The sequence below is a fragment of the Marivita cryptomonadis genome (assembly GCF_002115725.1).
Taxonomy (GTDB): Bacteria; Pseudomonadota; Alphaproteobacteria; order Rhodobacterales; family Rhodobacteraceae; genus Marivita; species Marivita cryptomonadis.
In genome coordinates this window covers 1-25,641 of record NZ_JFKD01000003.1, presented here as the reverse complement: position 1 = coordinate 25,641, position 25,641 = coordinate 1, and the positions used below count along the sequence as shown (strand labels likewise).

Sequence of the window (25,641 nt, the reverse complement as noted above, 5' to 3'; positions counted from 1 at the left end):
GATGTCAGATACACATGCACAGACCGTTGCTTTCGTCCGCGACACGATGTTGCCTGAGCAACCGCCACCCGCTTCTGAAGCCGGCGTCATTAAATGGATGCGCGAAAACCTGTTCAAGGGCTGGTTCAATTCCATCCTGACCCTTCTGTCGATCTTCTTCATTTATAAGATCGTCAGCGGTGCCTACCCATGGTTCGCCAACGGGATCTGGAACACCAGTTCCCTTGCTGAATGCCGCGAGATGCTCGATGGCATGACGGGCGCGTGTTTCTCGGTTCTGACCGAGCGCTGGAACCAGCTTCTGTTCGGGTTCACCTATCCAACCGAAGCCTACTGGCGTCCGACACTGGCGGTAGTCCTGCTGCTTGTCGCGATTGCGCCCGTTCTTTACCCAAAAGCACCGCGCAAGCTGATGCTCTTCACGGCAATCTATCCGTTCCTTGCCTTCTGGCTCATCTGGGGCGGCACATTGCTGACACCGCTGATGGTGCTTGTCGGACTGATCGCAGGCTATTTCGCGTTCAAAAAGTTCGAGCGTCAAAGCTTTGCGATGGGAATGCTGGCGGGGCTGGTCGCGACTGTGGTTGTGATCTGGGCCGGTGGCGTCATCCCCGCCGCCATGCCCGACGTGCTGGCCCTGCAAGCGATCCCGTCGCGTGATCTGGGGGGCTTTATGCTCAATATGATCCTTGGGACGGTCTGCGTGTCGCTGTCGCTTCCCTTGGGTATCATGCTTGCACTTGGCCGTCAGTCGTCCATGCCGATCATCAAATGGATGTGTGTGGTCTTCATTGAGTTCATCCGGGGCGTGCCGCTGATCACCTTGCTTTTCGTGGCAAACGTGGTTCTTGCCTACTTCTTCCCGCCGGGGTCCAACATCGACCTTGTCCTGCGCGTCATCATCATGATCACCATGTTCTCTTCGGCGTACATCGCCGAGGTGATCCGGGGTGGTCTGGCAGCGCTTCCGCGTGGCCAGTACGAAGCGGGCGACTCTCTTGGTCTGGATTATGCTCAGTCGATGCGGTTCATCATTCTGCCACAGGCATTGAAAATCTCGATCCCCGGGATCGTGAATGTGGCGGTGGGTCTCTTCAAAGACACGACGCTGGTGTCGGTGATTTCGATGTTTGATCTTGTGGGTATGATCCGCGGGCCGATCCTCGCCTCCACAGAATGGAATGGTGTCTATTGGGAACTCTGGGGCTTTGCGGTCTTCGTGTTCTTCATCGTCTGCTTCAGTATCTCAAAATATTCGCAGTGGCTCGAGCGTCAGCTTGCCACCGATCACCGATAAGGAGGCCTAGCAATGGCTGAATCTGCAAATGCACCCATGGCCGTCTCTGACGAGGTGGCAATCCAGATCCAGAACATGAACAAGTGGTATGGATCGTTCCACGTCCTTCGCGATATCGACCTCACCGTCTATCGCGGAGAACGCATCGTTATCGCTGGCCCGTCGGGGTCGGGGAAATCCACGCTCATCCGCTGCATCAACGCGCTTGAAGAGCACCAGAAAGGGTCGATTACAGTTGATGGAACGGTGCTGTCTTCGGACATCAAGAACATCGACACGATCCGCTCCGAGGTCGGGATGGTGTTCCAGCACTTCAACCTGTTCCCCCATCTGACCATTCTGGAAAACTGCACGTTGGCGCCGATCTGGGTGCGCAAGATCCCCAAGCGTGAAGCCGAACAGACGGCGATGCACTTTCTCGAAAAGGTGAAGATCCCAGAGCAGGCCAACAAATACCCGGGTCAGCTTTCGGGTGGTCAGCAGCAGCGGGTCGCAATTGCGCGTTCGCTTTGCATGCGCCCGCGCATCATGCTCTTTGACGAACCCACCTCGGCGCTCGACCCCGAGATGATCAAGGAAGTGCTTGATACGATGGTGGAACTGGCCGAAGAGGGCATGACCATGCTCTGTGTAACCCACGAGATGGGTTTTGCCCGCCAGGTCGCCAACCGCGTGATCTTCATGGACGCAGGTCAGATCGTTGAACAGAACGAACCCGAAGAGTTCTTCAACAATCCACAGAACGAACGGACCAAACTTTTCCTGAGCCAAATCCTCGGTCATTGACGGTTCGTCACACAACACACATTCAACGCCTCGGATCAAGTCCGGGGCGTTTTTTTATGTTGGAGCGGTGGTGGCTTAGTTCGACTATTCGGCGGATATGATCTCGCGTGGGATCGCGAAGCCCGCGCAGTTCCCGGTGCCTTTGCGAAGATCGCTCCACGCCGACATATCAAAGTGGATCAGGGTGGTTGCACAGGTCGGATAATCCGCAAAACGCGGGTGATCTGGCCACTCTTTGACCAAGCCCTGTGCGCATTCCGCAATTCCGTGATTGTGACCTAACAGCAGAAGGGTGTCACCCGTGGCACTTCGCACGGTCTCAATGATCTCGTCAGCCTCGGCCAGATAAAGCGCGCGTTCGAACAATGTGGGAACCACAGGGATATCCAAAAGGTCCAATGTCTGCCGTGTGCGCGTTGCGGTCGAGCAAAGGACCGTATCGGGCAACCAATCTTGATTTGCCAGCCAACGTCCCATCGCTGGCGCACTCTCCGCTCCACGCGCGTTGAGAGGTCTGTTGTGATCATCGCCCGAAGCTGACCAATCCGATTTGGCATGACGCATGAGGATCAGTCGTTTCACGTGGGGCTGGCCTTTCCTTGAGTGCGGGTCACTCTCCCAAAAATGCACGCATGTGGAAAGCGGATTGTTCCGCGCGACGTCCGAACTTTGCTGAGATCGGACAGGACCTGCGGACAAGGCACCCCTCGCGGCACGCCGCTCCTTCAGGCGACCGGATATGTGCCACGCAAGCGGGGACGTCGTACTCTTGTCCGGGGGCAAGCGCGCCAACAGGGCAGGCTGTCTCGCAGGGGCGCGTGTCGCATGTCTGGCAGGGGCTAACCTCTGCGGCAGGAAGGTCGAACCTCACGGGTAACGCAAGAGCCGCCCGAAAGCTGATGAACAGTCCTGCCCGGCGGTGTACGAGTAATCCAATGGGGGAAGACCAGCTTGCCCCGCTGCGTTCAGCCCACCGTAGGAAAGGCGCATAGGGCGGACCGTCGTAGGGAAAGATTGCCGTCCCGTTAAGAGGGGCCGAAACCGTCGCTACGACCCGCTTCGACCAGCGGTCCAATGGATGCGGCTGGCGATCGCAATATTCAGGCGATGCGATGAAGATGTCCCAGAACCGGGGTTCGTCAGGGCCAAGAAGAACAAGCGTCTGTGTGCCGTCTGGCGCAGAATCTTCCGGTTTGGGATGCAACGCTCCGCACAGCGCCAAACCAACTGCGCGGGCAGCCGCATCAAGCTGGTCGAGGGTCACCGCTTCGGTCGGATCAGCGATCCTGCGCCGTGTTCGGTAAAGAGCTCTAGCAGACAGGCATTTGGCACACGTCCATCAAGGATAACCACTGCGCGTACACCTTCTTCGATGGCCTTGAGCGCGGTTTCCGTCTTTGGGATCATACCACCGGCGATGGTCCCATCCTCAATCATCGCGCTGACCTCTTCCGGGGTCATTGCTGTCATGACGTTACCACTTGCATCCTTCACGCCGCTGACATCGGTCAGCAGCAAAAGCCGGTCGGCCTGCAACGCGCCTGCAATTGCACCGGCTGCCGTGTCGCCGTTTACGTTAAAGGTCTCATTGGGCTGCATCCCTGTTGCCACTGGGGCCACCACCGGGATGATCCCAGCCTTGAACAGATCGCGCAGAACCTGCGGGTTCATCTCCACAGGGCGGCCGACAAAGCCCAGTTCGGGGTCATCCGCTTCGCACACCATAAGGTCGTCGTCTTTGCCCGACAGACCAACCGCGCGGCCGCCTTCGTCCATGATCGCCTGTACGATCCGCTTGTTCACAAGTCCGGTCAGCACCATCTCGACCACTTCCACAGTGGCCTTGTCGGTCACACGCTTGCCTCGCACGAACTCGGACTTGATGCCTAGCTTGGTCAGCATGTCGTTGATCATCGGACCGCCGCCATGCACCACCACCGGGTTGATTCCAACCTGACGCATTAGAACAATGTCGCGCGCGAATTCAGCCATCGCGTCTTCGTCGCCCATGGCGTTACCGCCAAACTTGACCACCACAACGGCCCCCGCATAGCGCTGCATGAAGGGCAGAGCTTCAGAGAGGGTGCGGGCGGTTGCGATCCAATCGTGGTTCATATCTCGGGATTTCATGCCTGTTCTCGATCCAAACCGGACCTGTGTCCGGCGCTTACCTTGTGTGCGACATGGCTTCCCCCGAGGCAAGCCGTTTTGCGCTCAGCCGATCCCGGCGATGATGCTGCGCAGGGTTGCGATGCCATCGCCTTTTTCGCTGCTTGTCAGGACCAGTTCGGGATAGGCTGCGGGGTGCTTGGCCAGCTTTTCGCGCACCTGCGCCAGCAGTCCATCATATTGCGACGGCTTGATCTTGTCAGCCTTTGTCAGAACAACCTGAAAGGCGACAGCGCTCTTGTCGAGAAGAGTCATGATCTCTTCATCGACGGTCTTGATGCCATGGCGGCTGTCGACCAGCACAAACGCCCGGCGCAGGCTGGCGCGTCCGGACAGGTACTGCTTGAGAAGCGCTTGCCATTTCTCAACCACGTTCACCGGAGCGTTGGCATAGCCATAGCCCGGAAGGTCGACGAGATACCGTTCCTCGCCCAGCGTGAAATAGTTGATTTCCTGCGTGCGTCCCGGCGTGTTCGATGCGCGGGCCAAAGCCTTGCGCCCTGTGATCGCATTGATCAGCGACGATTTTCCAACATTCGACCGTCCCGCAAAGCAAACCTCGATCCGGTCATCAGCCGGGAGGCCGGACATTGCAACGACACCCTTGAGAAAGTCGACTTCGCCCGCGAAAAGCTTGCGCCCGGTTTCGCGGAGGATCTCGTCTGGCTCTTCTGCCAGTGGGAAGGGTAACTTCATCTCAGACACGGGCCACCTCATCACCGGCTTTGATCTCGCCACCGTTGATCACCTCGGCTCGTACTGAAAAATCCTGATGCCCCCAGCTTGCCAATGCAGACAGGACATCGGCGTCGCGCTTGCCGGTTTCAGGGTTGCTGTGGGTCGATTTGCACCGATCGGTTCTTTCTCGAACTCTGACGATCGTCTCGCCGATGCGGATTTCGCGATCATCCCAATCGAATTCTTCCCATGGGGCGAGACCGTCGATCCAGATGTTCCCGCGCCACCGAAGATGTGACAAGGGCTGACCGACACGTTGCTCCACGGCCCGGTGCGATGCGTGATTGCACAGCGTGATGCTGGGAAAATCACTGTCGGTGAACGCCTGCGCGTGGGCCTTGACCAGTCGCGCAGGTTGCAAGGCATCTTCCGGCACCAGACTTTTGGTCCACGCGATGAACTCTTCGCTGTCCGTATCAGGATCGAAAGTCAGATCATCCGCGTCTGGGTGGCTGAGTGTGACACGCCCGGATGTTGCGTCGAACTTAGCGCTGATCGCCATCAGGCTGGGCAGCTTTGCAACCCGACAGAAATGGCCACAACTCACCCATTCTGACCCATCAGCCTTGGACCTGTCATGCGCCACGGCCCAAAGTCGGTCGAATGGAAGCGTTCCACCAGCTTGAACCGTCACCGAGTCCAGCTTTTCCCGACCGTGACTCTTGATCGGGTGTCGCCAGATCTCGGTTACCGTTGCTGTCATTTTTGGCCCGTTTTCGGGTTGCGCTTGACGCCAGATTTGATGTTGCCGAACACGTCCGGCTTATAGCCCTGCGACCGCATGATAAGATACTGCTGGGTGAAGGTGATCGTGTTGTTGGCGATCCAGTAAACCACGAGACCGCTGGCAAAACCGCCAAGCATGAACATGAACACCCAAGGCATCCACGCAAAGATCATCGCCTGGGTCGCATCCGTGGGTGCGGGGTTGAGCTTTTGCTGCAACCACATCGAGATTCCTAGAAGCAGAGGCAGGATGCCGATAAAGACCAGCGCCAAAAGGGATCCGGGTGTCGGTGCGGCCCATGGCAAAAGGCCAAACAGGTTCATGATCGATGTCGGGTCAGGCGCGGACAAATCCTGAAACGGGCCCAGCCATGGTGCGTGACGCAGTTCAAGCGTGACGAAGATCACCTTGTAGAGCGAAAAGAAGATCGGGATCTGAAGCAGGATCGGCAAACAGCCAGAGGCCGGATTCACCTTTTCCTTCTTGTACATCTCCATCATTTCTTGCTGGAGCTTTTGACGGTCGTCCCCCGCTCGTTCCTTGATCTTCTCCATCTCGGGCTGAAGTTCTTTCATCTTCGCCATCGAGACGTAGGATTTATAGGCCAGCGGGAACAGCACGGCCTTGATGATCAGCGTCAGACCAATGATCGCCCAGCCCATGTTGCCGATCAGCACGTTCAGATGGTGCAGCAGCCAGAAGATAGGCTTGGTCAGGAAAAAGAACCAACCCCAGTCAATCGCGTCGATGAATCGATCCACGCCGGATTGCTGATACTCGCGAATGGTTTCCCATTCTTTCGCACCGGCAAACAGTTGCGTGGACACTTCGCGCGTTTCGCCGGGGCCGATTGTGATTGTGGGCTGGACGGCCTCGGTCTGGTAGATGTTGCTGGCGTCGCTGTATTTCGCAACCTGCCGGAACGCGGTCCCGTTTTCAGGGATGATCGTCGTCATCCAGTAATGATCAGTGAAACCGATCCAGCCGTTTTCAGCAACCTGCGTGACCTCTGCGCGGGCTCCCTCAGCGGGATCAACGGCAAAGTCGGTCATGTCGGAATAATCGATCTCGGCCAGAGTGCCGTCCGCCATCGCGACAACACCCTCGTGCAGAATAAAGAAATTCTTCAGATCGGCCGGTTCCCCATGCCGTGCAATCAGGCCGTAGGGGGCCATGGTCAGGGCGTCGCCGCTGGTGTTTTCGACCGATTGGGTCACCGTGAACATGAAATCTTCGTCGATTTCGATGGTGCGGCGGAACACGGTCCCGTTCGGGCTGTCCCATCGCAGTGTCACGGGGCTGTCCGCGTTCAGTGTATCGCCGGATTCGACGCTCCAGTTCGTGGTGACACTGGGCACGTCGTTCAAGGTCAGCCCGCCGCCGGGGGCCCAGCCGAAAAGAGCATAGTAGGGGCGCTCGGATCCGACGGGGTTGAGCAGATGAACAACATCCGCATCTTCGGCAAGGCTCACTCGGTAGTTTTTGAGGGACAGGTCATCAATCCGCCCGCCGACAAGCGAAATCGAACCCACAACGCGATCAGTCTCGATAGGAACGCGAGGTGCGTCCTCGACAACTGTTGGGCTTGCCTGTGTGGTGGCGCCCGTGCTTCCGGGTGCGGCGTCCGGGGTTGCTGCAATCGTCGGTGTCGCGCCCTCGGTTGCGGTGGGCACGGCTGCATCCGGATTGACCGTCGGTTCGGGCGGCGGAAACAAGACAAACCATACCAGAATTACCGCAAAGCTCAGCGCTGTTGCGACTAAAAGGTTCTTGTTCTGATCGTCCATAGGGGCCGCCGCCTGTGGTTTTTGGATTACCGCTGCGTTCAACAGGCACTGTGCCTGAACGTCAAGCGGATTCACAGTAAAGACCGGTGCGGTGCGGCATTTGTTCAGCAGCTTGTGACAGGTCGTGTTTCGGTTTGCGCATTTATTTGATGCGGTGAATCACCCCCGGGTCGCGCTCTGGTTTTTGGTTTGCCGTCCGGCCAGCCAGTGACCAATCTCCGAAGCGCTTGCGGGAGTGGTGAACACGTTGCCTTGTGCGTAGGTGCAGCCGAGATCACGCAAAACACCTTGCTCTTGTAGCGTTTCCACTCCGGTGGCGACGGCTGGGATGTCCAGCCGTTCGCACAGACCAAGCAGCGCATAAACCGCGCGCCTTTTTTCATCAGATAGATCGACATTTCTAACAAGATCGCTGTCGAGTTTGACGCGCATCAGCGGCACCTGTTGAAGCGCGACGATGCCGCAATCTTCTGCCCCGAACCGGTCAAGATCGAACGCGCAACCATGCGCGTGCAGTTCGCGGAGGTTGCGTTCAACAACGGCGTCGCGTTCTGCCGCCAAGACTCGATCACAAATTTCGAGGATCATGCGGGTCGATGGCAGTCCGACGCGGACAAGATCCCCTTTGATGCGCGCGGCAAGGTCTGGATCGCGCAATTCGTCTTCGGAAAGGTTTACGCTGATGGTCTTTATGTCGAACCCGGAGGCGTCCCAATCCAACAAGGCGGTCATTGCCTGCAAAAAAATCGTGCGACCCAGTCGTGACATCTGCTGGCTGTTTCGGGCAGCCGACAGAAATTCTGTGGCAGTAAGGACGCCGCGGGTGGGGTGATCCCAGCGGGCAAACGTTTCCATCCCGATCACGTCACCTGTGCGCAGATTGACCTGTGGCTGAAAAACCGCCTGTATCATCCCCTGATCCAAGGCTGCCGAGATTTCGTCCTGCAAGGTATGTCGAGACTTGTGGTGGCGAGACAACCGGTCTGACCAGAGACGTGTTGTGCCAAGCCCGGACACTCTTGCCTCTTCCACGGCTTCGGTTGCCGAAAGGAGCCACGTCTCGGCCGTCACATTGCGCCCGAAGTTCAGCGAAGACGCAATTCCAATACACGCCAAGCATGCGTGCGATACACCTTCGATTGCCAAAGGCGTTTCCACTGCAGAGCGCAGGCGTTTTCCGAGGCCGAGAAGGTCGTCGAGACGCAATCGAAAACCCGGCGCAATCAAGACTGTAAACCCAGACCCTTCATCATGGAACACATGGTCCGCTGCGCGCAGCGAAGACCGCAGCCGCGATACCATTAAGGCGCGTGCATCCGCAGCCCTTTCTTCACCGAAGCGTTTGGATATCTGATCCAGTTCGGGAACCACGAACTGAAAACAGGCGGTTGTCTGTCCATTATGCTGTGCGATTTCAAGAAACTCCTGCGCAACGCCCAAGAGCGAAGGCGCAGCCAGACGTTCGTTGCTGCCAGGATCGAAATGGCGACCAACACCCCCGAAAGCTGCGTAAGCCAAAAGAATTGCAATCGAAAAAAAGACCAAAAACGCCTCTCCCCCGATCCAAAATGCTGAAAGGCACAGCGCTGGCAGAAACGCCAGCATTTGCGCGCCGGTCCCCCCTTTTTTCAGTGCAGGCCAAAAGCCGGAGAAATCCAAATTCGGTCGCATTGAAGGCCCGCCCAAAAGATGTGTTTCGGGCAGGATCGCGCAATTTAGGTAAGCGGAGGTTTAACGCAGCTTCGGAATGTCCGAAGAATTTTCACCATCGTCAGCCAGTCGCGTCGAAAGTGCTTTGAAATCAAAAAGCTCGCTGTCCAACAAATGCGAAGGACGCGCGTTTGTAAGGGCGCGGAAAATCACCTGGCGCCGACCGGGGCTGTTTTTTTCCCAGCCGTCCAGAATGGCTTTCACCTGCTGGCGTTGAAGCCCGTCCTGGCTGCCGCAGAGGTCACAGGGAATGATTGGATACTTCATCGCACGGGCGAATTTCTCGCAATCGGCCTCGGCCACATGGGCAAGCGGGCGATAAACAAAAAGATCCCCGTCCTCGTTCACCAGTTTCGGGGGCATTGTCGCAAGGCGCCCCCCGTGGAACAGGTTCATGAAGAAGGTCTCGAGAATGTCATCGCGGTGATGGCCAAGCACCACGGCATCGCACTCTTCTTCGCGGGCGATGCGGTACAGGTTTCCGCGTCGCAATCTGGAACACAGCGCACAATAGGTTCGGCCCTGAGGCACCTTGTCCATCACGATGGAGTAGGTGTCTTGGTATTCGATCCGGTGCGGAACGCCCATCTTTTCAAGGAAATCTGGTAGAACTGTCGCAGGAAAGCCCGGTTGCCCTTGATCCAGATTGCACGCAAGCAAATCCACGGGCAGCAATCCGCGCCACTTCAATTCGTACAGCACCGCAAGAAGCGTGTAGCTGTCTTTGCCCCCGGACAGGCACACCAGCCATTTCGGCGTTCTCTCGGGGTCGCGCGTAACCATGCCATAATGCTCGACAGCCTCGCGCACATTTTGCACGATGCGTTTACGCAGCTTTTTGAACTCGGTGCTTTTTGGCGCACCGTAGAACAGAGGGTGTATGTCGTCAGCATCATCAAGCATGAGCGGCATGTACGGCGGATCGCGCGGTTCAGCAAGCATCGCGTGTAAGGTCCGCAGCTTTCAGGTTTTGTGTTTGCGCTTGGCTCGCAAAGTTGGGTCGGCTTGGGTCGGGTCTTCGGGCCAGGGGTGTTTTGGATAGGCCGCGCGCATGTCCTTGCGCACATCTGCGTAAGAGCCCGCCCAAAAACCGGGCAGATCAAGCGTCGTTTGAACCGGACGGTGCGCCGGGGACAGCAGGGTGACCCGCAGCGGCGTCTTGCCGACACGCGGGTGCGTCTTCTGACCGAACAACTCTTGCAGGCGCAACGAGATTTCCGGATGTTCGCCTGAATAGTCGATGGGAATTTCGCGTCCCAAAGGTGTTGTGAACTTGCCGGGAACAAGCCGATCCAGATCTTGCATCTGTCCCCAATCCAGCATTGCGCGAAGAGCCGGCAAGAGATCGAACCGCTTCCAATCATCGGCACTGCGCACAGAGCCCAGATGCGGCAAGAGCCATGTTCCAAGGCTGCTCATCAAGGCAGGGTCTGACATGTCCGGCAAGGCCATTCCGGCCGCACAACCAAGGCGCACACGGGCTGTGAACCGACGCGCGGCATCGCTCATCGCGGGGGGCAGCCCCAAGTCGCGCACACCGTCCAGCATCGCCAACGCGATCTGCTCTGCCGCAGCGTCTTTCCACACCCGGTCGTCCAGCGCAATCGCACCAAGCTTTTCCTGCTGGCGTGCCACCACGCGGCGCTCGCGTTTTGACCACTCGCAGATGTCGACCCAAGCGATCTGGTCGGGAAACAAGGCCCGCACAGCGCTTTCGGAAATCTGAATGGCTTGCCGAATACGCGCCTCACGTGGATTTCCATCAAGATCAGTTGCCACGATCAGTCGCGCCCCGGCCAAAGCATCTGTGCTGTCCATCACCGCACCTTTGCCCCCAGACAATTGATACCGCGGGGCGTCACCGTTACGCCGCAATCCGATCCGGTCGGGATAGGCAAGTGCCGTCATTTCCGCGATGCTCAGTTCGCTGGCCCCCGTCTTGGGGGCGGCACGAGTCAAACGTTTGGCTTCGTCGCGTATGCGATCCATCGCGCCACGGTTGAGGACAGCGTTGCGGCGCTCTTCGAACCGCGCCTGTGCGCGCAGGGCTTCGATCCTTAAGGCCAGATCAACCCCGGCACCTTGCACCGGATCCCGGTTGGACAGCAAAGCGGCTAGCGGTGCGGCGTCTTGCCCGGCGATGCCGATCATATGCGCCAGACGGGGGTGAAGGGGCAAGGCGGCCAGCGTACGTCCATGCTCTGTGATGCGGTTCTCGCGGTCCAGAGCACCTAGCATGCGTAGCAGGGATCGCGCTTCGGCAAACGCGCCTTCGGGTGGGGGCGTCAGGAAGGACAGGTCGCCCGGTTGCGCGCCCCACAGGGCAAGTTCAAGAACAAGCCCGGCAAGGTCTGCAGCTTCGATCTCGGCCGGGGGAAATGCGTCCAAAGCCCCATCCTCGCCCTTGGTCCAAAGTCGAAAGGCCACGCCCTCTGCCACCCGTCCGGCGCGCCCGGCGCGTTGGGTGGCTTCGGCCTTGGTCACTTTCTCGGTCACCAGCCGCGACATGCCAGACCCCGGATCAAACCGTGATCGCCGCGCCAGCCCGCCATCGACCACAACTCGAATGTCCTCGATGGTCAGCGAAGTTTCCGCGATCGACGTGGCCAGCACAACCTTGCGCCCTAATCTTTGCGGTCGGATGGCCTCTTGTTGTGCCTTGAAAGGCAACGCGCCGAAGAGCGGCTGAAGCTGGCAGTCTTTCGGTAAACGCCCGGCAAGGGCTGCTTGAACGCGTCGGATTTCGCCCTCTCCGGGAAGAAACGCCAGAACGCCGCCCTCGGTAGCCTTGGTCGCATGGCTGATCAGGTCCGCCATGGCGTTCTCGAAACGGATGGACTTGCTGATCGGTTTGTCTAACCAGCGGGTCTCTACGGGAAAGCTGCGTCCTTCCGATGTCACGATCGGCGCGGACATGAGCCGGGCGACGGGTTCAGCGTCCAAGGTTGCGGACATCGCAAGAAGGATCAGGTCCTCCCGCAGCACGCCACGGATTTCAAGACACAGGGCAAGACCAAGGTCGCCATTCAGGGAACGTTCATGGAATTCGTCGAAGATGACTGCGCCGATGCCAGACAATTCGGGGTCCGACTGGATCATCCGTGTCAGGATGCCTTCGGTCACCACTTCGATCCTGGTTTTGGCCGACACTTTGCTGTCGCCCCGCACCCTGTACCCAACCGTCTGTCCTGCGGTCTCGCCAAGGCTTTCGGCCATCCGCTCGGCTGCAGCACGCGCAGCGAGGCGGCGTGGTTCGAGCATGACAATGCGCTGTGTGGTCAATCCAGCGTCGAGCATGGCAAGCGGCACGCGCGTGGTTTTCCCCGCACCGGGCGGGGCCTGCAAAACGGCACGACCGTGGTCACGCAAATGCGCGATGAGTTCGGGGAGAACGGGGTCGATGGGCAGGCGGGTCATTGCGTCTTCTAAGCCTGTCTGCCCACACGCCGCAAGCGGCGGTCAGGAAGCCTGTATCGCAGCTGTCCACGCACTGCGTACAAATTGATCTGTCGGACAGGCGCGAAACTCCTCTACCGCGGGGGCTGCGCCGTCCAGCGAGACGGGCACTTCCAGATCGCCCAGAACGGCAACTGCACGCTGATTGAAGTTGAGCCCGTTTAGAACGTTCCCAAAGCCGCGGTCTCGGACGGTGAGGGTGCGTGTGTCTTCGACTTCGATCACATGCCGCGTGGTCGAAATGGTCAATCCGCGTTGGCCCTCGAACCGCATGGAAAACACGGCAGCATCCGGCCAACCACCTTCGCGCGACAGTTGGATCGCATATTCCCCGGTAGCCGGGTCATAGGTGACCATGACCGCCACATCCGCATCTTGGTGGAACAAAGTGCAGATCGGCACGGGTGAAAACTCCCACGCCGCTGCAGAGAGTGGCGCAGTCAAAAGGGCAAAGGCAAAAGCAACCGTACGCATGACCGTATGGTAGCGTACGGTTCGCATTGTGCCAGTCGGATTAGGAAGAACGGTCGCACCGGGGATGATATTTGACCCAGAGTGCATATGTCGTGGTGGCCCAACGCAAGGAGACGGCCTAATGAAATGTCCCATCGACGGAACTGCTCTGGTGATCGCCGAACGCTCTGGTGTCGAGATCGATTATTGCCCGCAATGCCGGGGTGTCTGGCTGGATCGCGGCGAGCTGGACAAGATCATCGAACGCAGCGCCAGTTACGCTCCGCCGCCACCGCCCCCGCCGGCGACACCTCAACCCACACGCGGTCACGCCATGGGTTATCAGGACACAGGTTACGGCAAAAAAAAGAAACGCGGTGGGTTTCTGGAAGACCTGTTCGACTTCTGATCCTGCATCCCTTAGGCCGTACGAAACCGTCCGGCACTAGGAGGCGTTATGCGTGTGTGGATTTCGATTGCAAGTTTGTTGGCTTTGAGCGCCTGTGGCGTGCCGTTTGTGCCATTCATCTGACGCTTGATTGCGGCATGCCGATCAGTATGTCCGCTTGAGGCCCAGCAGGCCAGCGAACTGTGTCACTCCATGACCCAACTTTAATAACGCTGACCGCAACAATACTTTGTTCGAGTCGATAACAGCGGCGATCCTTGCGAAGTGTGTCTGCTGGCTCGCTGAGGGTGACCGCAAGAGGATTGTCTGCGCGTCTTCCATAGCGCGGAGCGTTTCGCGCTTCACCTCGGGAAGTGCGGCTTCGGTGACCGCGTCGAAACTCCTGAAGCCTTGGCGCAGCGCTGGGCGCGTCGGGTCCAGATTGGCGTCGATCACCGCGACGATGCGCGTTTCGACAAGACGCAGGGCATCATGTGCTGGTCCATAATCTGGAATGCCAGAGAGTTTGATGGCCGCGTTCCGATAACTTTTACTGTAACAATCATAGCGATAGACATTAAGAAGCTCGCCACATTGCCGGAAATCGTTTCGCAAGCGGCGCACCACCTCATTGGTAAGACTGTCACTCAGGGTCGTCGCGCGTTGGCTCCAATTCTGTGCTTGCGCACTGGGACTACTGGAGGCCACCGATAGAATGGCTGCGGCGAGGCACGACAGAAAACGTCGCATGAAGGATCACCTTGATTTCAAGCATCGGCCGAATGGACCGTGCGGCGTTGGGATAGGACTACTCCGGACCGAGACAGGCCTCAATCGTTATTGCAGAGGGATCGGCAGTCGCATGACGTTACCTTTTCTTGCGCCTTTGCACATTCCCACCACGCTGGCCCGGTCGCCCGGCCGTGGATCGCCCCGAGGACTTCACCGCCGCATCTGCCGCTGCCTCAACTGCTGACTGACGCGCCAGCGGATCGTCGGATATCGCCAAATCGACCGCTTCAAGCCGCTTGACCTCATCCCGCAACCGCGCTGCCTCTTCGAATTCGAGGTTCTCGGCTGCCTTGCGCATGTCCGTGCGCAACCCGTCCAGAACCGCTTGCAGGTTCGCGCCAGCCAATGGCTTGTCGACTTTGGCAGTGACGCGGTTCATGTCCACATCGCCTTTGTAGAGACCCTGAAGAATGTCATCGACATTCTTTTTGATCGTTGCGGGCGTGATGCCGTGCTCTTCGTTATATGCGATTTGCTTGGCGCGGCGGCGGTCGGTCTCGGACAGCGCTCGCTCCATCGACCCGGTGATCCGGTCGGCATACATGATCACGCGGCCTTCGGCGTTCCGTGCCGCACGACCGATGGTCTGGATCAGTGAGGTTTCAGAGCGCAGGAAGCCTTCCTTGTCCGCGTCCAGAATGGCGACCAAACCGCATTCGGGAATGTCCAAACCCTCGCGCAGCAGGTTGATCCCGATCAGCACGTCAAAGGCCCCAAGACGCAAGTCGCGCAGGATCTCGATCCGTTCGATCGTGTCGATATCCGAATGCATATAGCGCACGCGGATGCCTTGTTCATGCATGTATTCGGTCAGATCTTCGGCCATCCGCTTGGTCAAAGTGGTGACCAATATGCGATAGCCGTCAGCCGCGACTTTGCGCACTTCGTCGAGAAGATCATCAACCTGCATTTCAACAGGCCGGATTTCGACCATCGGATCCAAAAGCCCGGTAGGCCGGATCACCTGTTCAGTAAACACGCCGCCGGTTTGCTCGATCTCCCATTTGGCTGGGGTGGCAGACACGAAGACCGATTGCGGGCGCATCGCGTCCCACTCTTCGAATTTGAGAGGGCGGTTGTCCATGCAAGAGGGTAGACGGAACCCGTGTTCAGCCAGCGTCATCTTGCGTCTGAAGTCGCCCTTGTACATGCCACCGATCTGCGGGACCGATACATGGCTTTCATCCGCAAACACGATGGCATTGTCGGGGATAAATTCGAAGAGGGTGGGTGGGGGTTCGCCCGGTGCGCGGCCGGTCAGATAGCGTGAATAGTTCTCGATCCCGTTGCACACGCCCGTCGCCTCAAGCATCTCGAGATCGAAATTCGTGCGTTGCTCCAACCGCTGCGCTTCAAGTAGCTTGCCTTCATTTACCAACTGATCAAGCCGCTGACGCAATTCCTTTTTGATCCCGATCATCGCCTGCTGCATGGTCGGTTTCGGCGTCACATAGTGGCTGTTGGCATAAATGCGGATACGTTCGAAAGTGTCGGTCTTTTCGCCGGTCAGCGGATCGAACTCGGTGATGCTTTCCAATTCATCTCCAAAGAACGACAGCTTCCACGCCCGGTCTTCAAGGTGCGCCGGGAAAATCTCGAGGCTGTCACCCCGCACCCGGAACGATCCTCGCTGGAATGCCTGATCGTTGCGGCGGTATTGCTGCGCCACCAGATCGGCCATAACGGCGCGTTGGTCATAGCTTTTGCCGATATGCAGATCCTGCGTCATCGCCCCGTAGGTTTCGACCGAGCCGATACCGTAGATGCATGACACCGACGCCACGATAATCACGTCATCGCGTTCGAGCAGCGCCCGGGTGGCCGAGTGGCGCATCCGGTCGATCTGTTCGTTGATCTGCGATTCCTTCTCGATATATGTATCGCTGCGCGCAACGTAGGCTTCGGGCTGGTAATAGTCGTAGTAGCTGACGAAATACTCGACCGCGTTGTCGGGGAAGAAGCCCTTGAACTCGCCGTATAACTGCGCCGCCAGCGTTTTGTTCGGCGCAAGGATGATCGCTGGACGCTGGGTTTCTTCGATCACCTTGGCCATGGTGAAGGTCTTGCCGGTCCCTGTTGCACCCAGCAGAACCTGGTCGCGCTCACCGCCCAAGACGCCTGCAGATAGTTCTTTGATGGCGGTCGGCTGATCACCCGCGGGTTCGAACTCGGTATTCATTCGAAAGCGAATGCCCCCTTCCAGCTTTTCGCGGGCAGGGACTTCCGGGGCAGGTGCGTGAAGAATCTGAATATCGGACATGGATCACCTGAAGGAATCGGTTGCTGCGCCAAGAGGTGCAGTCGAAAGGGGGAAAGTCAAAATGGGCGGTTGCGGCCGGAAATGCAACCATGGTCGTATATACCAAAGTTTACACCATAGTGTCTTGAATTCATTACATTTCACCAAGGTGGCTTTTTCCGGTTTTCGGGGGTCATCTGCAGCCGCTGCTTTTTTTCTTCCAAAGCTGTGCGAAATAAGTACCTTAATCGTGCAAGCAGTTGGCTTCATTCGGTTTCGGGAGGCACACACCCACCCCTCGCTCCCCGCTTCTTGTTGGCGAATAAGGCCCTGCTTGCACTGATTGTCCAAACCCTGCGACACTATCGTGACCTTGCGGATCGGGTCGTTTTTGAGCATATCTGCACCACAGACCATAAAGGTGAGACCCATGCGCGCCCGGATTTATCAGCCCTCAAGAACCGCCATGTCTTCTGGCACTGCGAAAACGCGCCACTGGATTTTGGAATTTGCGCCCGAAAGCCCGCGCGAGATTGATCCGTTGATGGGCTGGACGTCGTCCTCCGACACGCAAAGCCAGGTGCGACTTAAGTTCGACACGCTAGACGCCGCCAAGGCCTATGCCAAGGATCATGGCATCGAGGTGCTTCAGTTCGCGCCCAACAAGCGTAAACCTAACATCCGCGCCCGTGGCTACGCCGAGAATTTTGCGGTGGATCGCAAGGGTGCTTGGACGCATTGAACTTGTAAATCGGGGCAAAGTTAGCACGGAATCGGGCCAAGATTTCGCGAAGACGATGGTTTGAGCTAGATATGGGGCGCCCAATGGGCGCCTTTTCTATATTTGGGGTCTGGTCGAGACTTGAGGCAAAGGAGTGCCCAGATGGCGGGAAAAGCTCTGAACAAGGCGAACTTGCTGACCCTTGGTGCGGATGTTCTGGCCGACCTGCTCTTGGAAAGCGTCAAGGGTGACGCTGCCCGCCAACGGCGCGTGCGCATGGCGCTTGTCGCGGAACAGGGACCCGAGACCATCGCCGCGGACGTACGCAAACGGTTTGCGCAGGTCCGGCGGGGGCGCAGCTTCATCTCCCGCAAGGCGCAAAAGACGCTGGCCAAGGAACTGTCCGATCTCACGCAGCTGATTGAGACGGGCATCGCGCCTGATGCGCCGGACCTCGCGTTCGACCTGCTTTGGGCGCAACTTCAACTCGCGGCGAGCATCCACGAGCGCACCGACGACAGTTGGGGCACGATCGGTGACGCAATGCGGGATGCGATGGAGGCGATCGCTCGTCTTGCGCCATCCATGACCAAAGACCCGAAAGGTCTCGCAGAAGATGTGTTCGATGCGATCTCTGTCGATGGTTATGGTGCGTTCGATCACGCCGTCCACGCCGTGGCAGAGGCGTTGGGTGACGTCGGACTGGCGCATCTCAAGTTAAAGTCGGAGGCTGCGCGGTCTGCCCCGCTGACCGAGTCCGATCTGATCCTCTACGCGTTCATCACCGACCCTGCACAGCGCGAAGACCGCGCTCGGGTCGCCCGCGACCGGACTGTCGAGATGATCCTGCAGGACGTCGCCGATCTGCAAGGCGACGTAGACGCTTGGCTGGCCCGTTACACGCCCGAGCAACTGACCTTCCACACCATCGCCCCCGAGGCCGCGACACGCCTTCTGGCCGCCGGCCGCGCCGAAGAGGCGCTTGGGCTTGTCGAAGGTGCCCTGCCGAACGATCATTGGTTCGACACCGCCGATCTTGACGAGGCGCATTTCGCCTGCCTTGAGGCGCTGGGCCGCAAGGACGACCTCCGCAATGCTCTGTGGGCGCGGTTCGAAACGCGCCTCTGCCCGGACGCGCTGCGCCGGCACCTCAAGCTCTTGCCGGATTTCGAGGACATCGAGGCCGAAGACGCCGCCCGCCAGCATGTGCTCGCATTTCCGGTGATCGACGCAGCCTTGGCCTACTGTCTGCAAGTTCAGGACATGTCCCTCGCGTCCCAGCTGGTCCTGTCCCGCCATGCCGAGATTGACGGCGAGGCCTACGACATCCTGACCCCGCTGGCAGATGCTTTGGTGGCAACGCACCCCCTTGCTGCCGTCCTCCTCTGGCGGTCAATGATTGACTTCTCCCTTACCAAAGCCCGCTCAGGCCGCTACGGCCACGCCGCCCGCCACCTCGCGTCCTGTACCTCAGTGGATATGGCGATACCGGACTATGGAGTGCACCCGATACACGAGGAATACCTCAACCGACTGAAAACAAATCACGCCCGCAAAGCGTCATTCTGGGAACGCGTCGCGGATGTTGTGTAAGCAATCTGCACGCACTGGTCATTGAGCCAGGGCTGGAAAGTACGGTTGGCTCTGATGATGTGACTATTGACGACTTACGCCAGTCGGCAATTGGAAGGGCACAAATGGTAGGTTCTGAAAGGGCGAAACCTGTCCCGGCTGTCGCCATGCCTTTACTCCGAAACCAACCTGCGATAGCTTTGTGTTCTGGTTTTGGAATTTGAAATTCAGGTGTCTGGAGACGACTTTGCCCAGCTACGTGACCTCGGGTTTTCGGATTGAGCCGGTCGTTGCGCTGACTTGGGATGTTGCAGAGCTTGTCCATCGGCATCTCGACCTGATGCGCGCTCAGACGCCGTCCGAAAGCTGCCATGTCATGAGCGCCGACGATTTATTTGCCGCAGGCGCGAGAGTATACGCTTTGCGTGATGACGCGTCTATTCTGGGTATCGCCGCGCTCAAGCCGCTGGACTCGCACCATGGTGAGTTGAAGTCCATGCACACCCGTACCGAAGCGCGGGGCAGAGGCGTTGGCGCAGCGTTGATGCAAAAAATGCTGACGGAAGCAACCGAGTTTGGAATGTCCCGGATCAGTCTGGAGACGGGCTCTGAAGCACCGTTCGCGACGGCGCGGCGGCTTTACGAACGTCATGGGTTCACCTACTGCCCCCCTTTTGGCGGCTACGCAGAAGACCCGCTCAGCGTTTTTATGACACGAACTCTATGACCCTCTCTTGCTCCGCAAGGACAAAACCTGCAAATAACGCGCAGCGGTCCCTTAGCTCAACTGGATAGAGCAGCTGACTTCTAATCAGCAGGTTGAGGGTTCGAGTCCTTCAGGGATCGCCAAACGCCATTTTTCCAAGCAGGTGTCGTCAGGCGCGCAAACGCCGACTTTTCGGCAAAAGTCGGGAATTTGATCGAGGTAAGCCATCCAAGGCTGACCTTTAACTTGAGGGCTGGTCATCGCATGATCGCCGCGACATCCGCCCTCAGATAAACCGCGCCGAAATCCTGCCCATCGGGCGCGAACGGGGAAATCCTGCGGGCGGCGAGAAGGCCTTTCAGGGTATTGCGATGCTGACCCGTCTCGGCGGACAGGGTCGTCAGGGTCATGAAGCGGAGGTGAAACGCCGCCATATCCTGCGGCGTCATCCGGTGTTGCGGGCGACCCGTCCGGGGATTGATGATCCGATAGGCGCTCACATGACCGGCCCCGATCATGGCCTGAAACACCCCGCCATCGCGTAGCCCGACGGATCGTCCGAATTCTGCCGCGGTGACGCTGCCCGGAACCTCCTCCAGAAACTCATCCCGGACAGTCCGGGCCGGAGCGGCCAGCACGTCCACCTCGGATTTCGGTACGACGATCCCATGGAAGCCGGTCACACCTGCGCGCTGTCCGACGGTCAGACGCTGGTCGCCAATGGCCCGTATCAGCTCCGACAAGGGGACCCCGGCGCGCCGACATGCAAGAAGCAGGGTCTCCCATTCCTTGTCATCCTCAGTGACATGGCGGGCCCCGGCGGATAGCTCCGCCACAAAGGTGATCCCGTCCGAGACGCGCCACGGGTTCTTCACCTTCTCGACCCGGGTCCGGGGGATGAGCAGTCCCTCCTCGGCCAGGGCAGCAAGCTCCATCCGGGTGGCCCCCATCGCGGTCCGCATAGCGATCGGCCCGACAAGGGTGGGGATTTCCGCCATAAGCCCGGCATAGGCCTTGGCATCGAACAACCTCCGGCTCTGGGGTCGCGGATCATCGGCCGCGATGGCCCCGACCTCCACAAGGAAATGCTCCAGAACTTTCGTGCCGATCCCTATCTCCGTCGCCGCCGTCGTGACGGAATATAAGCGCCTTTCCGAAACCACCTGACCCAGAACCATCTCCCCGGGCGCTATGGGCCAGTTTTCCAGGACGCATTCGCGCAGAATGTTGCGAAACGGGTCAAACCCCGGATCATTAAGGTAGTCCCGGTTCAGCCGCGAATAGAGCGGTCCGAAGGCCTTACCAGCTTCATCCAAAGCGCCGGTTGCCCGCGCCGCCATATGTTCGAGAGCGGCCCTGATCGCCGCCTCTCCTGCAACCGCCACATCGAAGCCGGCCGCATGCGCCCGGTCGGACACCTGATCATCCTCGAGGGTATCCTCTTTCAGCAGGGCCAGCCCAAGCAGGCGGCACAGGGTGGTCACGATATAAACGGTGTGATCCGAGAACCATGTGGTGTCCGTTCCATCGTGAAGCCGCCGATCGAGCCAGAGGTCGTAGGCGGATGGGTCCCGCAGCGGTCGGTCTAACGTCCCAGACAGGATATCCGCCTCAATCTCGCGCAGGCGGGCGCCGATGTCGAAGCGATCTCGAGGGGCGGTGGCCTGCCAGAGAGGTACCAGCGGGTGGCGGTGGCGCACGCAGAGCGTCGCCTCGCGCAACTGCCAGTCCCCCCGCATGATCATCGCGGCATAGGCCGGCCCCGTCGTTCCCGCGGCGTCCTCGCGCAGGCAGACGGGGCATCCGCGCATGATCGGGTTGCGAAGCGCTCTTGAAACATAGATCTCGCCTCGGAATTCCATCCGGACGTTCCCTGTCCGAGTACCGGTCCAGGACAGCAACTCGTCCATGCGATCAGGGGAGAGTTTCGCCCAATTGGCAAAGGTTTCGAGCGCCTCATCCTGTTCCAACAGCCGCCTGAACGGTGCGCCCATGTCATAGGCGAACTCCGGGACATCTGTGCGCCAGAATGCCGCGAGTCGCGACAGATAGGAATAAAGCGTCTCCCGCGGCATAGGAGTGGGGCTTGAAATGGGCAGGGTGGTCATCTCGATGCCCCACGGCGGCGTACTTTACCACTACTCATGCCATTCAAGCTTTTCTGAATCGAAAATACTTGTTTACCCTACTGGCCCTGCAGTTTCGTATCAATCTTTTGAGGTATTACCCCTGACATTCTCGTACTGCTGCTTGATCTTCCGCATGTATTTCGGCTTTAGGCCGATCTCTCCCTTCTTGAACCCCCGGAACACCAGGTTCTCCTGGTGGAGCTGGGAGGGGGTGACCTCACCTCGGCGAAGGCGCTCTTCGTCCCTTTCGCGGGACCGGGCTTTCGCTGCGGCGCGGTTTTTGAACAGGTCTGACATGTTGGCCTCCGTGGGCTGCTTATCGATGTATAATAGAGAACCTCAGTTGCGACTTTTCGTTTGAATGGTCGAACCGGGCCTGGTCGTCGGTGAACGGAAGCGACCGCAGCGTACGCGGGCGCGTGGTCGGCTACGTCTCCCCGGTGCCGGATCCTGTCCCGTCGCCTTCTCGGTCCCCGGCCCGGTCGGCTTGTCGCCGGAAGCGTTCGGCCGTCATTTCGAGGCGCAGGCCGGCTTCGATGATGCGCGACATGTTGAGCCCGAGGCGACGGGCTTCATCCACGAGGTGGCTGCTCAACGTGACGCTCACCTTGACCCGCATCAGGCGCACTCCGGGGCTTGACCACCCGCCGACCGGCAGGGTGATGCCGCAGGTGTATTCGAACACCCCGAGGCGAACGCCCGGCTTCAACAGATTCCGAGCCGTTCGCTCCCGAAGTTTTCCTGGGGTGGGCGACCCGATCACGCATCGTGACCACCTACATGCTGCACCGCGCCGTCAGCCTGGACCTCCACACCGTCCAGCAGCCCCGCCAAGGCGGCGCCATCGAGTTCGCGGTGTTCAAGGAGCGCGGCAGCGATCCGCTCGACCGCCCCGCGATGTTGAACGATGATCTTACGCGCTTCCTCCTGCCCGGCCTGGAGCCGGGCTTCGACCCGGTTCCGGACCTCAGTCGGCAGCAGGGTTGGCGGGGTGTCCGGGGAGATCCAGGACAAGGACGGGCCGAAGGCGAAAGCGCATTCCGCCCGGATGCCGAGGGAGGTGGCCTGTGCAAGGTCGCTGTTAGAGCCAGCCCCGGCTCCGCTGGTCACGTCGCCGAAGAAGATGTCCTCGGCTTCCCGCCCGGCGAGGACCGCAGCGATCATCCCCTTTATGTCCCGTGCGGTCATCGCATTCAGATGCGGCCGGACGACTTCTCCGCCGCGAGGGCTGATCCGTGCCAGCGTAGCTGCGGGAAGACCAACCGCGTGACCGGCGACCACATGGGCCGCTTCATGGAGCGCGATGCGCCGCATCAGCGCGTCGCCGAGCTGAGGCTGTACGCGGTCGGCCGCAGCTTGAAGGTCCTCGAGCGCGAGATCTCGCCCCGCCTTGCGCGCAGCGGTACGGGCTTCACGGAGAAGAGCCGTGACCTCGGCCCCGGACAGGCCGACAAGTTGTTCGGACACGCGGTCGAGGTCCGGTCCCGGGATCACGTCCGCCACGGCGGCTGACAGCATCGCCGTGATGCCGGACCGGATCGGGCGACCTACCCGGATGTGTCGATCGAAGCGGCCGGGTCTGACGATGGCCGGATCCACGCGTGCGCGATCGTTGGTCGCGGCTACGAGAACCACGCCTTCGGTCGCAGAGAGGGCGTCAATGAGCGTGAGCAACCCGTTCACCATGCCGAGGATGTATCCGTTACTAGATTGATTTCTATTATAAAAACTGTCTATCTCATCTATGAAGAACACCGATGGACTGCCTGTCTTAGCCTGCTCGGCAGCGGCATTGAGCGCCTTCAGTGCGTCGCCCTGATGCCCCGCTTTTTGAACGTCGGAATAAGACGTCTTCACGAGGGTGATACCGGCGGATCGGGCCAGCGCCTCTGCCAGCATCGTCTTGCCGGTGCCGGGTGGGCCCGTCAGCAGGAAGCTCTTCGTGACCTCGCGCCACGGCAGCGTTCCAGCCCGCCAGGCGTCCAGATCTGACACGACCTGGCGCAGGGCATCCACCGCCTCCGGTTGACCATAGACGTCATCGAGGCCGGGGCCGCCGTTGGGGGACCGTGCGACATCCTCGAGGCGCCGAAGCTGGGTGAGGGCTGTGTCGAGGGTCTCGGCGGCGAGCACGGGGGCCAGCGCGACTGGGGCCAGCTTGCCGAGCTGATTTTCGGATATCGGGAGATCCACATCGTGCCCCGGGTGAAGATACTCAAGGATCAGGGCAAGCATGCGCCGCGTAATGGGTGGCAGGGTCGCGCGCGCTGTGACCAGCGTCTCCAGTTCGGGCGGGAGCTGCGCCATACCTGAGACAATGGCGAGCACCCCGTTGCCTGACAGGAGCCTTCCTGCCAGCCTGGCATGAAAATCTTTCGCTGCCCCGACCCGGCCCAGGGGATCCTCGATCATGAGAGCAGGGAACGGCAAGGATAGTCGTCGCCAAAGATCCGGGTGTCGCCGCGCGACCCGGTTCCTATCCTCGTGAGATGAGACAAAGAGCAAAGACAGAAGGCCCGGCCTGGGGCAAAGAAGGTCCGGCCCGGCGCTTTCTGCGGCGTGGCACAGGCGCATGATCGCAATCGCGGTCAACGCCTCATCTGGGCTAGGTCGAAGCGTGGGCTTCGCGTCCTGCTGATCGACGAGCGCGTCGAGGGTATCATAGGACGCGTCCTCGTCGTCCTCAGGGACATCTGCCTGGGGGGCCAGGTCGCCCGCTCTAAGTGAGTCCAGATACGCCAGCGCTTCATGAAGTCCGGGTGTGGGGCGGGCGCTATCCATGACCGCCTCCGTGATAGGGCAAGCCCGAGGGCTGCGCTTGGAATGGTGTCTGGATCATGGGCGGCTCCTTGCGAAAAAAAAAGGGGATCGGTCGCGCCAAGGCGCGTTCCTGTGGGGTATCGATGCAGGTGAGGTTCAGTGCCGTCAGGAGGTCCGGGTTTGTGTCCGGGCCTGAACTGACGGGAGGCGGATCATGGTCCGTGAGGCAGGGTTGTGGTTCGCATTACGTTCTCCTTCGGTTGAGCCAAGGAATACAGGATCGGGCTGGCATGCGCCACCCGGAATCTATTCATAAGTATCTGATGTGAAACAATAAAAACCCATTGGCTAGTCTTCTGATTTCCGCAGGTCCCACAGGCCGCATCCTCAGGGCGAGTTGCCAGCCAGGTTAGCATGTTAGGTGATCCGAAAAACGAGGATGCCCCTAGAGGCGCGGCCGCCGGGGTGGCTATTTCCGGAGCGAAAGCGGAACTCGGGTTGGGTTTCGCAGACAAGGTCCGGGGCTGTCTGTCAACTGATGGTGGGAATCCGAGGCTGATGGCCTCGGTTTTGGCCTTACTGATTCGTCACTGGGAAGCTCGGCGCGTGTGGATTTGGTCCCGCAGGAGACGGGCATATCCGCTTGTGCGGCCTATCCGGAGGGGGCCTACCAATTACAGGCGGTGATCGGGATTGTCCTTGCAGGCCTCTGATCTCACGCTAAATTTTTCGCATCCATGAAGAACAACAAAAGGGAGACACCCATGCCCGATGGCAGCACGCCCACGTCACGCAGAAGCGTTGTCGTTTCGGAATTCACGAACTCGGTTCTAGACCCACAGGCCCCTATGTTGGGCCCGATCGAGAACGGCGGCACGATTATCGCCAACACGGCCCCGGGCTGCTGGGGCCCGATGATTACGCCGCGCTTGCGTGGCGGGCATGAGGTGACGACGCCTGTCTTCGTGCAGGGGGCCGAGGTGGGCGATGCCGTGGCCATCCGGATCCGGGACATCACCGTGACCTCGATCGCGACCGCCTCGGGGCATGACAGCTCGCCCGAGGGGTTCTGTCTGGGAGACCCCTATGTCGCGGCGCGCTGCCCGGTCTGCGACACGGTCTGGCCGGAAACCCATGTCGAGGGGATCGGTCAGGACGCCGTGAAATGCGACGCCTGCGGCAACGCGGTGAAACCCTTCGAGATCGTGCAT

General features: G+C 59.5%; 22 protein-coding genes and 1 tRNA gene. 8 read left to right on the top strand and 15 right to left on the bottom strand.

All coding sequences use genetic code 11. From position 1 onward, the window contains the following. Position 1 precedes the first annotated feature (1 nt). Entirely contained in the window at positions 2 to 1,297 is a 1,296-nt protein-coding gene (locus tag MCRY_RS03950; protein ID WP_085628193.1) for an amino acid ABC transporter permease, read from the top strand. 36 nt (positions 1,298 to 1,333) lie between these two features. Continuing rightward, positions 1,334 to 2,083 carry an amino acid ABC transporter ATP-binding protein gene (locus tag MCRY_RS03945; protein WP_203275998.1) on the top strand — a complete coding sequence of 250 codons (750 nt, stop codon included), beginning with the start codon at positions 1,334 to 1,336 and terminating at the stop codon, positions 2,081 to 2,083. 84 nt (positions 2,084 to 2,167) lie between these two features. On the opposite strand, the gene MCRY_RS03940 is transcribed toward MCRY_RS03945, so the two are convergent. The 9 genes from MCRY_RS03940 to MCRY_RS03895 all read right to left on the bottom strand — a co-directional run bounded on the left by MCRY_RS03940 (position 2,168) and on the right by MCRY_RS03895 (position 13,144). Beyond that, a complete protein-coding gene (locus MCRY_RS03940) occupies positions 2,168 to 2,665 on the bottom strand; it encodes a SixA phosphatase family protein (RefSeq protein ID WP_085628191.1) in 498 nt (165 codons plus the stop codon). A 678-nt stretch (positions 2,666 to 3,343) separates the two neighbouring features. After that, positions 3,344 to 4,213 (bottom strand): acetylglutamate kinase, encoded by an 870-nt coding sequence (gene argB / locus MCRY_RS03930; protein ID WP_085628189.1) that lies wholly within the window; start codon positions 4,211 to 4,213, stop codon positions 3,344 to 3,346. A gap of 84 nt (positions 4,214 to 4,297) precedes the next feature. After that, on the bottom strand, positions 4,298 to 4,948 hold the full coding sequence (yihA, locus tag MCRY_RS03925) for a ribosome biogenesis GTP-binding protein YihA/YsxC (protein WP_085628188.1): 651 nt from the start codon (positions 4,946 to 4,948) through the stop codon (positions 4,298 to 4,300). A gap of 1 nt (position 4,949) precedes the next feature. Continuing rightward, positions 4,950 to 5,693, bottom strand: coding sequence for an MOSC domain-containing protein (locus tag MCRY_RS03920; RefSeq protein WP_085628187.1), 744 nt, complete (start codon positions 5,691 to 5,693; stop codon positions 4,950 to 4,952). Continuing rightward, positions 5,690 to 7,504 (bottom strand): membrane protein insertase YidC, encoded by a 1,815-nt coding sequence (gene yidC / locus MCRY_RS03915; protein WP_085628186.1) that lies wholly within the window; start codon positions 7,502 to 7,504, stop codon positions 5,690 to 5,692. The genes MCRY_RS03920 and yidC overlap by 4 nt, the downstream gene beginning before the upstream one ends. A gap of 159 nt (positions 7,505 to 7,663) precedes the next feature. Then, positions 7,664 to 9,049: a bifunctional diguanylate cyclase/phosphodiesterase gene (locus tag MCRY_RS03910; protein ID WP_176234493.1), complete on the bottom strand. Its 1,386-nt coding sequence runs from the start codon at positions 9,047 to 9,049 to the stop codon at positions 7,664 to 7,666. 186 nt (positions 9,050 to 9,235) lie between these two features. Continuing rightward, on the bottom strand, positions 9,236 to 10,117 hold the full coding sequence (gene ttcA / locus MCRY_RS03905; protein WP_085628467.1) for a tRNA 2-thiocytidine(32) synthetase TtcA: 882 nt from the start codon (positions 10,115 to 10,117) through the stop codon (positions 9,236 to 9,238). 60 nt (positions 10,118 to 10,177) lie between these two features. Beyond that, positions 10,178 to 12,631 (bottom strand): ATP-dependent helicase HrpB, encoded by a 2,454-nt coding sequence (gene hrpB / locus MCRY_RS03900; RefSeq protein ID WP_085628184.1) that lies wholly within the window; start codon positions 12,629 to 12,631, stop codon positions 10,178 to 10,180. A 42-nt stretch (positions 12,632 to 12,673) separates the two neighbouring features. Continuing rightward, on the bottom strand, positions 12,674 to 13,144 hold the full coding sequence (locus MCRY_RS03895; protein WP_085628183.1) for a hypothetical protein: 471 nt from the start codon (positions 13,142 to 13,144) through the stop codon (positions 12,674 to 12,676). Between the two features lie 121 nt (positions 13,145 to 13,265). Here MCRY_RS03895 and MCRY_RS03890 point away from each other — a divergent pair, with 121 nt between their 5' ends. Then, positions 13,266 to 13,532, top strand: coding sequence for a TFIIB-type zinc ribbon-containing protein (locus MCRY_RS03890; protein WP_085628182.1), 267 nt, complete (start codon positions 13,266 to 13,268; stop codon positions 13,530 to 13,532). Between the two features lie 144 nt (positions 13,533 to 13,676). Here MCRY_RS03890 and MCRY_RS03885 read toward each other — a convergent pair whose 3' ends face one another. Further along, on the bottom strand, positions 13,677 to 14,261 hold the full coding sequence (locus MCRY_RS03885) for a hypothetical protein (protein ID WP_138488043.1): 585 nt from the start codon (positions 14,259 to 14,261) through the stop codon (positions 13,677 to 13,679). Between the two features lie 118 nt (positions 14,262 to 14,379). Beyond that, positions 14,380 to 16,563 (bottom strand): excinuclease ABC subunit UvrB, encoded by a 2,184-nt coding sequence (uvrB, locus tag MCRY_RS03880; RefSeq protein ID WP_085628180.1) that lies wholly within the window; start codon positions 16,561 to 16,563, stop codon positions 14,380 to 14,382. Positions 16,564 to 16,972: 409 nt separating this feature from the next. Here uvrB and MCRY_RS03875 point away from each other — a divergent pair, with 409 nt between their 5' ends. The 4 genes from MCRY_RS03875 to MCRY_RS03860 all read left to right on the top strand — a co-directional run bounded on the left by MCRY_RS03875 (position 16,973) and on the right by MCRY_RS03860 (position 19,684). Beyond that, positions 16,973 to 17,284: an ETC complex I subunit gene (locus MCRY_RS03875; RefSeq protein WP_085628179.1), complete on the top strand. Its 312-nt coding sequence runs from the start codon at positions 16,973 to 16,975 to the stop codon at positions 17,282 to 17,284. Positions 17,285 to 17,425: 141 nt separating this feature from the next. Then, the gene (locus tag MCRY_RS03870; protein WP_085628178.1) at positions 17,426 to 18,856 is read left to right on the top strand and encodes a DUF6880 family protein; all 1,431 of its coding nucleotides are present in this window, start codon (positions 17,426 to 17,428) and stop codon (positions 18,854 to 18,856) included. A 226-nt stretch (positions 18,857 to 19,082) separates the two neighbouring features. After that, positions 19,083 to 19,562: a GNAT family N-acetyltransferase gene (locus MCRY_RS03865; RefSeq protein WP_238939410.1), complete on the top strand. Its 480-nt coding sequence runs from the start codon at positions 19,083 to 19,085 to the stop codon at positions 19,560 to 19,562. A gap of 45 nt (positions 19,563 to 19,607) precedes the next feature. Then, positions 19,608 to 19,684, top strand: a tRNA-Arg gene (locus MCRY_RS03860). A gap of 114 nt (positions 19,685 to 19,798) precedes the next feature. Here MCRY_RS03860 and MCRY_RS03855 read toward each other — a convergent pair. The 4 genes from MCRY_RS03855 to MCRY_RS03840 all read right to left on the bottom strand — a co-directional run bounded on the left by MCRY_RS03855 (position 19,799) and on the right by MCRY_RS03840 (position 24,451). Further along, positions 19,799 to 21,649, bottom strand: coding sequence for a TniQ family protein (locus MCRY_RS03855; protein WP_085628177.1), 1,851 nt, complete (start codon positions 21,647 to 21,649; stop codon positions 19,799 to 19,801). A gap of 99 nt (positions 21,650 to 21,748) precedes the next feature. Further along, positions 21,749 to 21,967, bottom strand: coding sequence for a hypothetical protein (locus MCRY_RS03850; protein ID WP_085628176.1), 219 nt, complete (start codon positions 21,965 to 21,967; stop codon positions 21,749 to 21,751). Positions 21,968 to 22,097: 130 nt separating this feature from the next. Then, positions 22,098 to 22,355 carry a type II toxin-antitoxin system CcdA family antitoxin gene (locus tag MCRY_RS03845; protein WP_139834088.1) on the bottom strand — a complete coding sequence of 86 codons (258 nt, stop codon included), beginning with the start codon at positions 22,353 to 22,355 and terminating at the stop codon, positions 22,098 to 22,100. 74 nt (positions 22,356 to 22,429) lie between these two features. Further along, the gene (locus MCRY_RS03840) at positions 22,430 to 24,451 is read right to left on the bottom strand and encodes an AAA family ATPase (RefSeq protein WP_085628174.1); all 2,022 of its coding nucleotides are present in this window, start codon (positions 24,449 to 24,451) and stop codon (positions 22,430 to 22,432) included. Positions 24,452 to 25,194: 743 nt separating this feature from the next. Here MCRY_RS03840 and MCRY_RS03835 point away from each other — a divergent pair. Then, on the top strand, positions 25,195 to 25,641 hold a 447-nt coding region (locus MCRY_RS03835; protein WP_176234492.1), incomplete at its 3' end, for an acetamidase/formamidase family protein.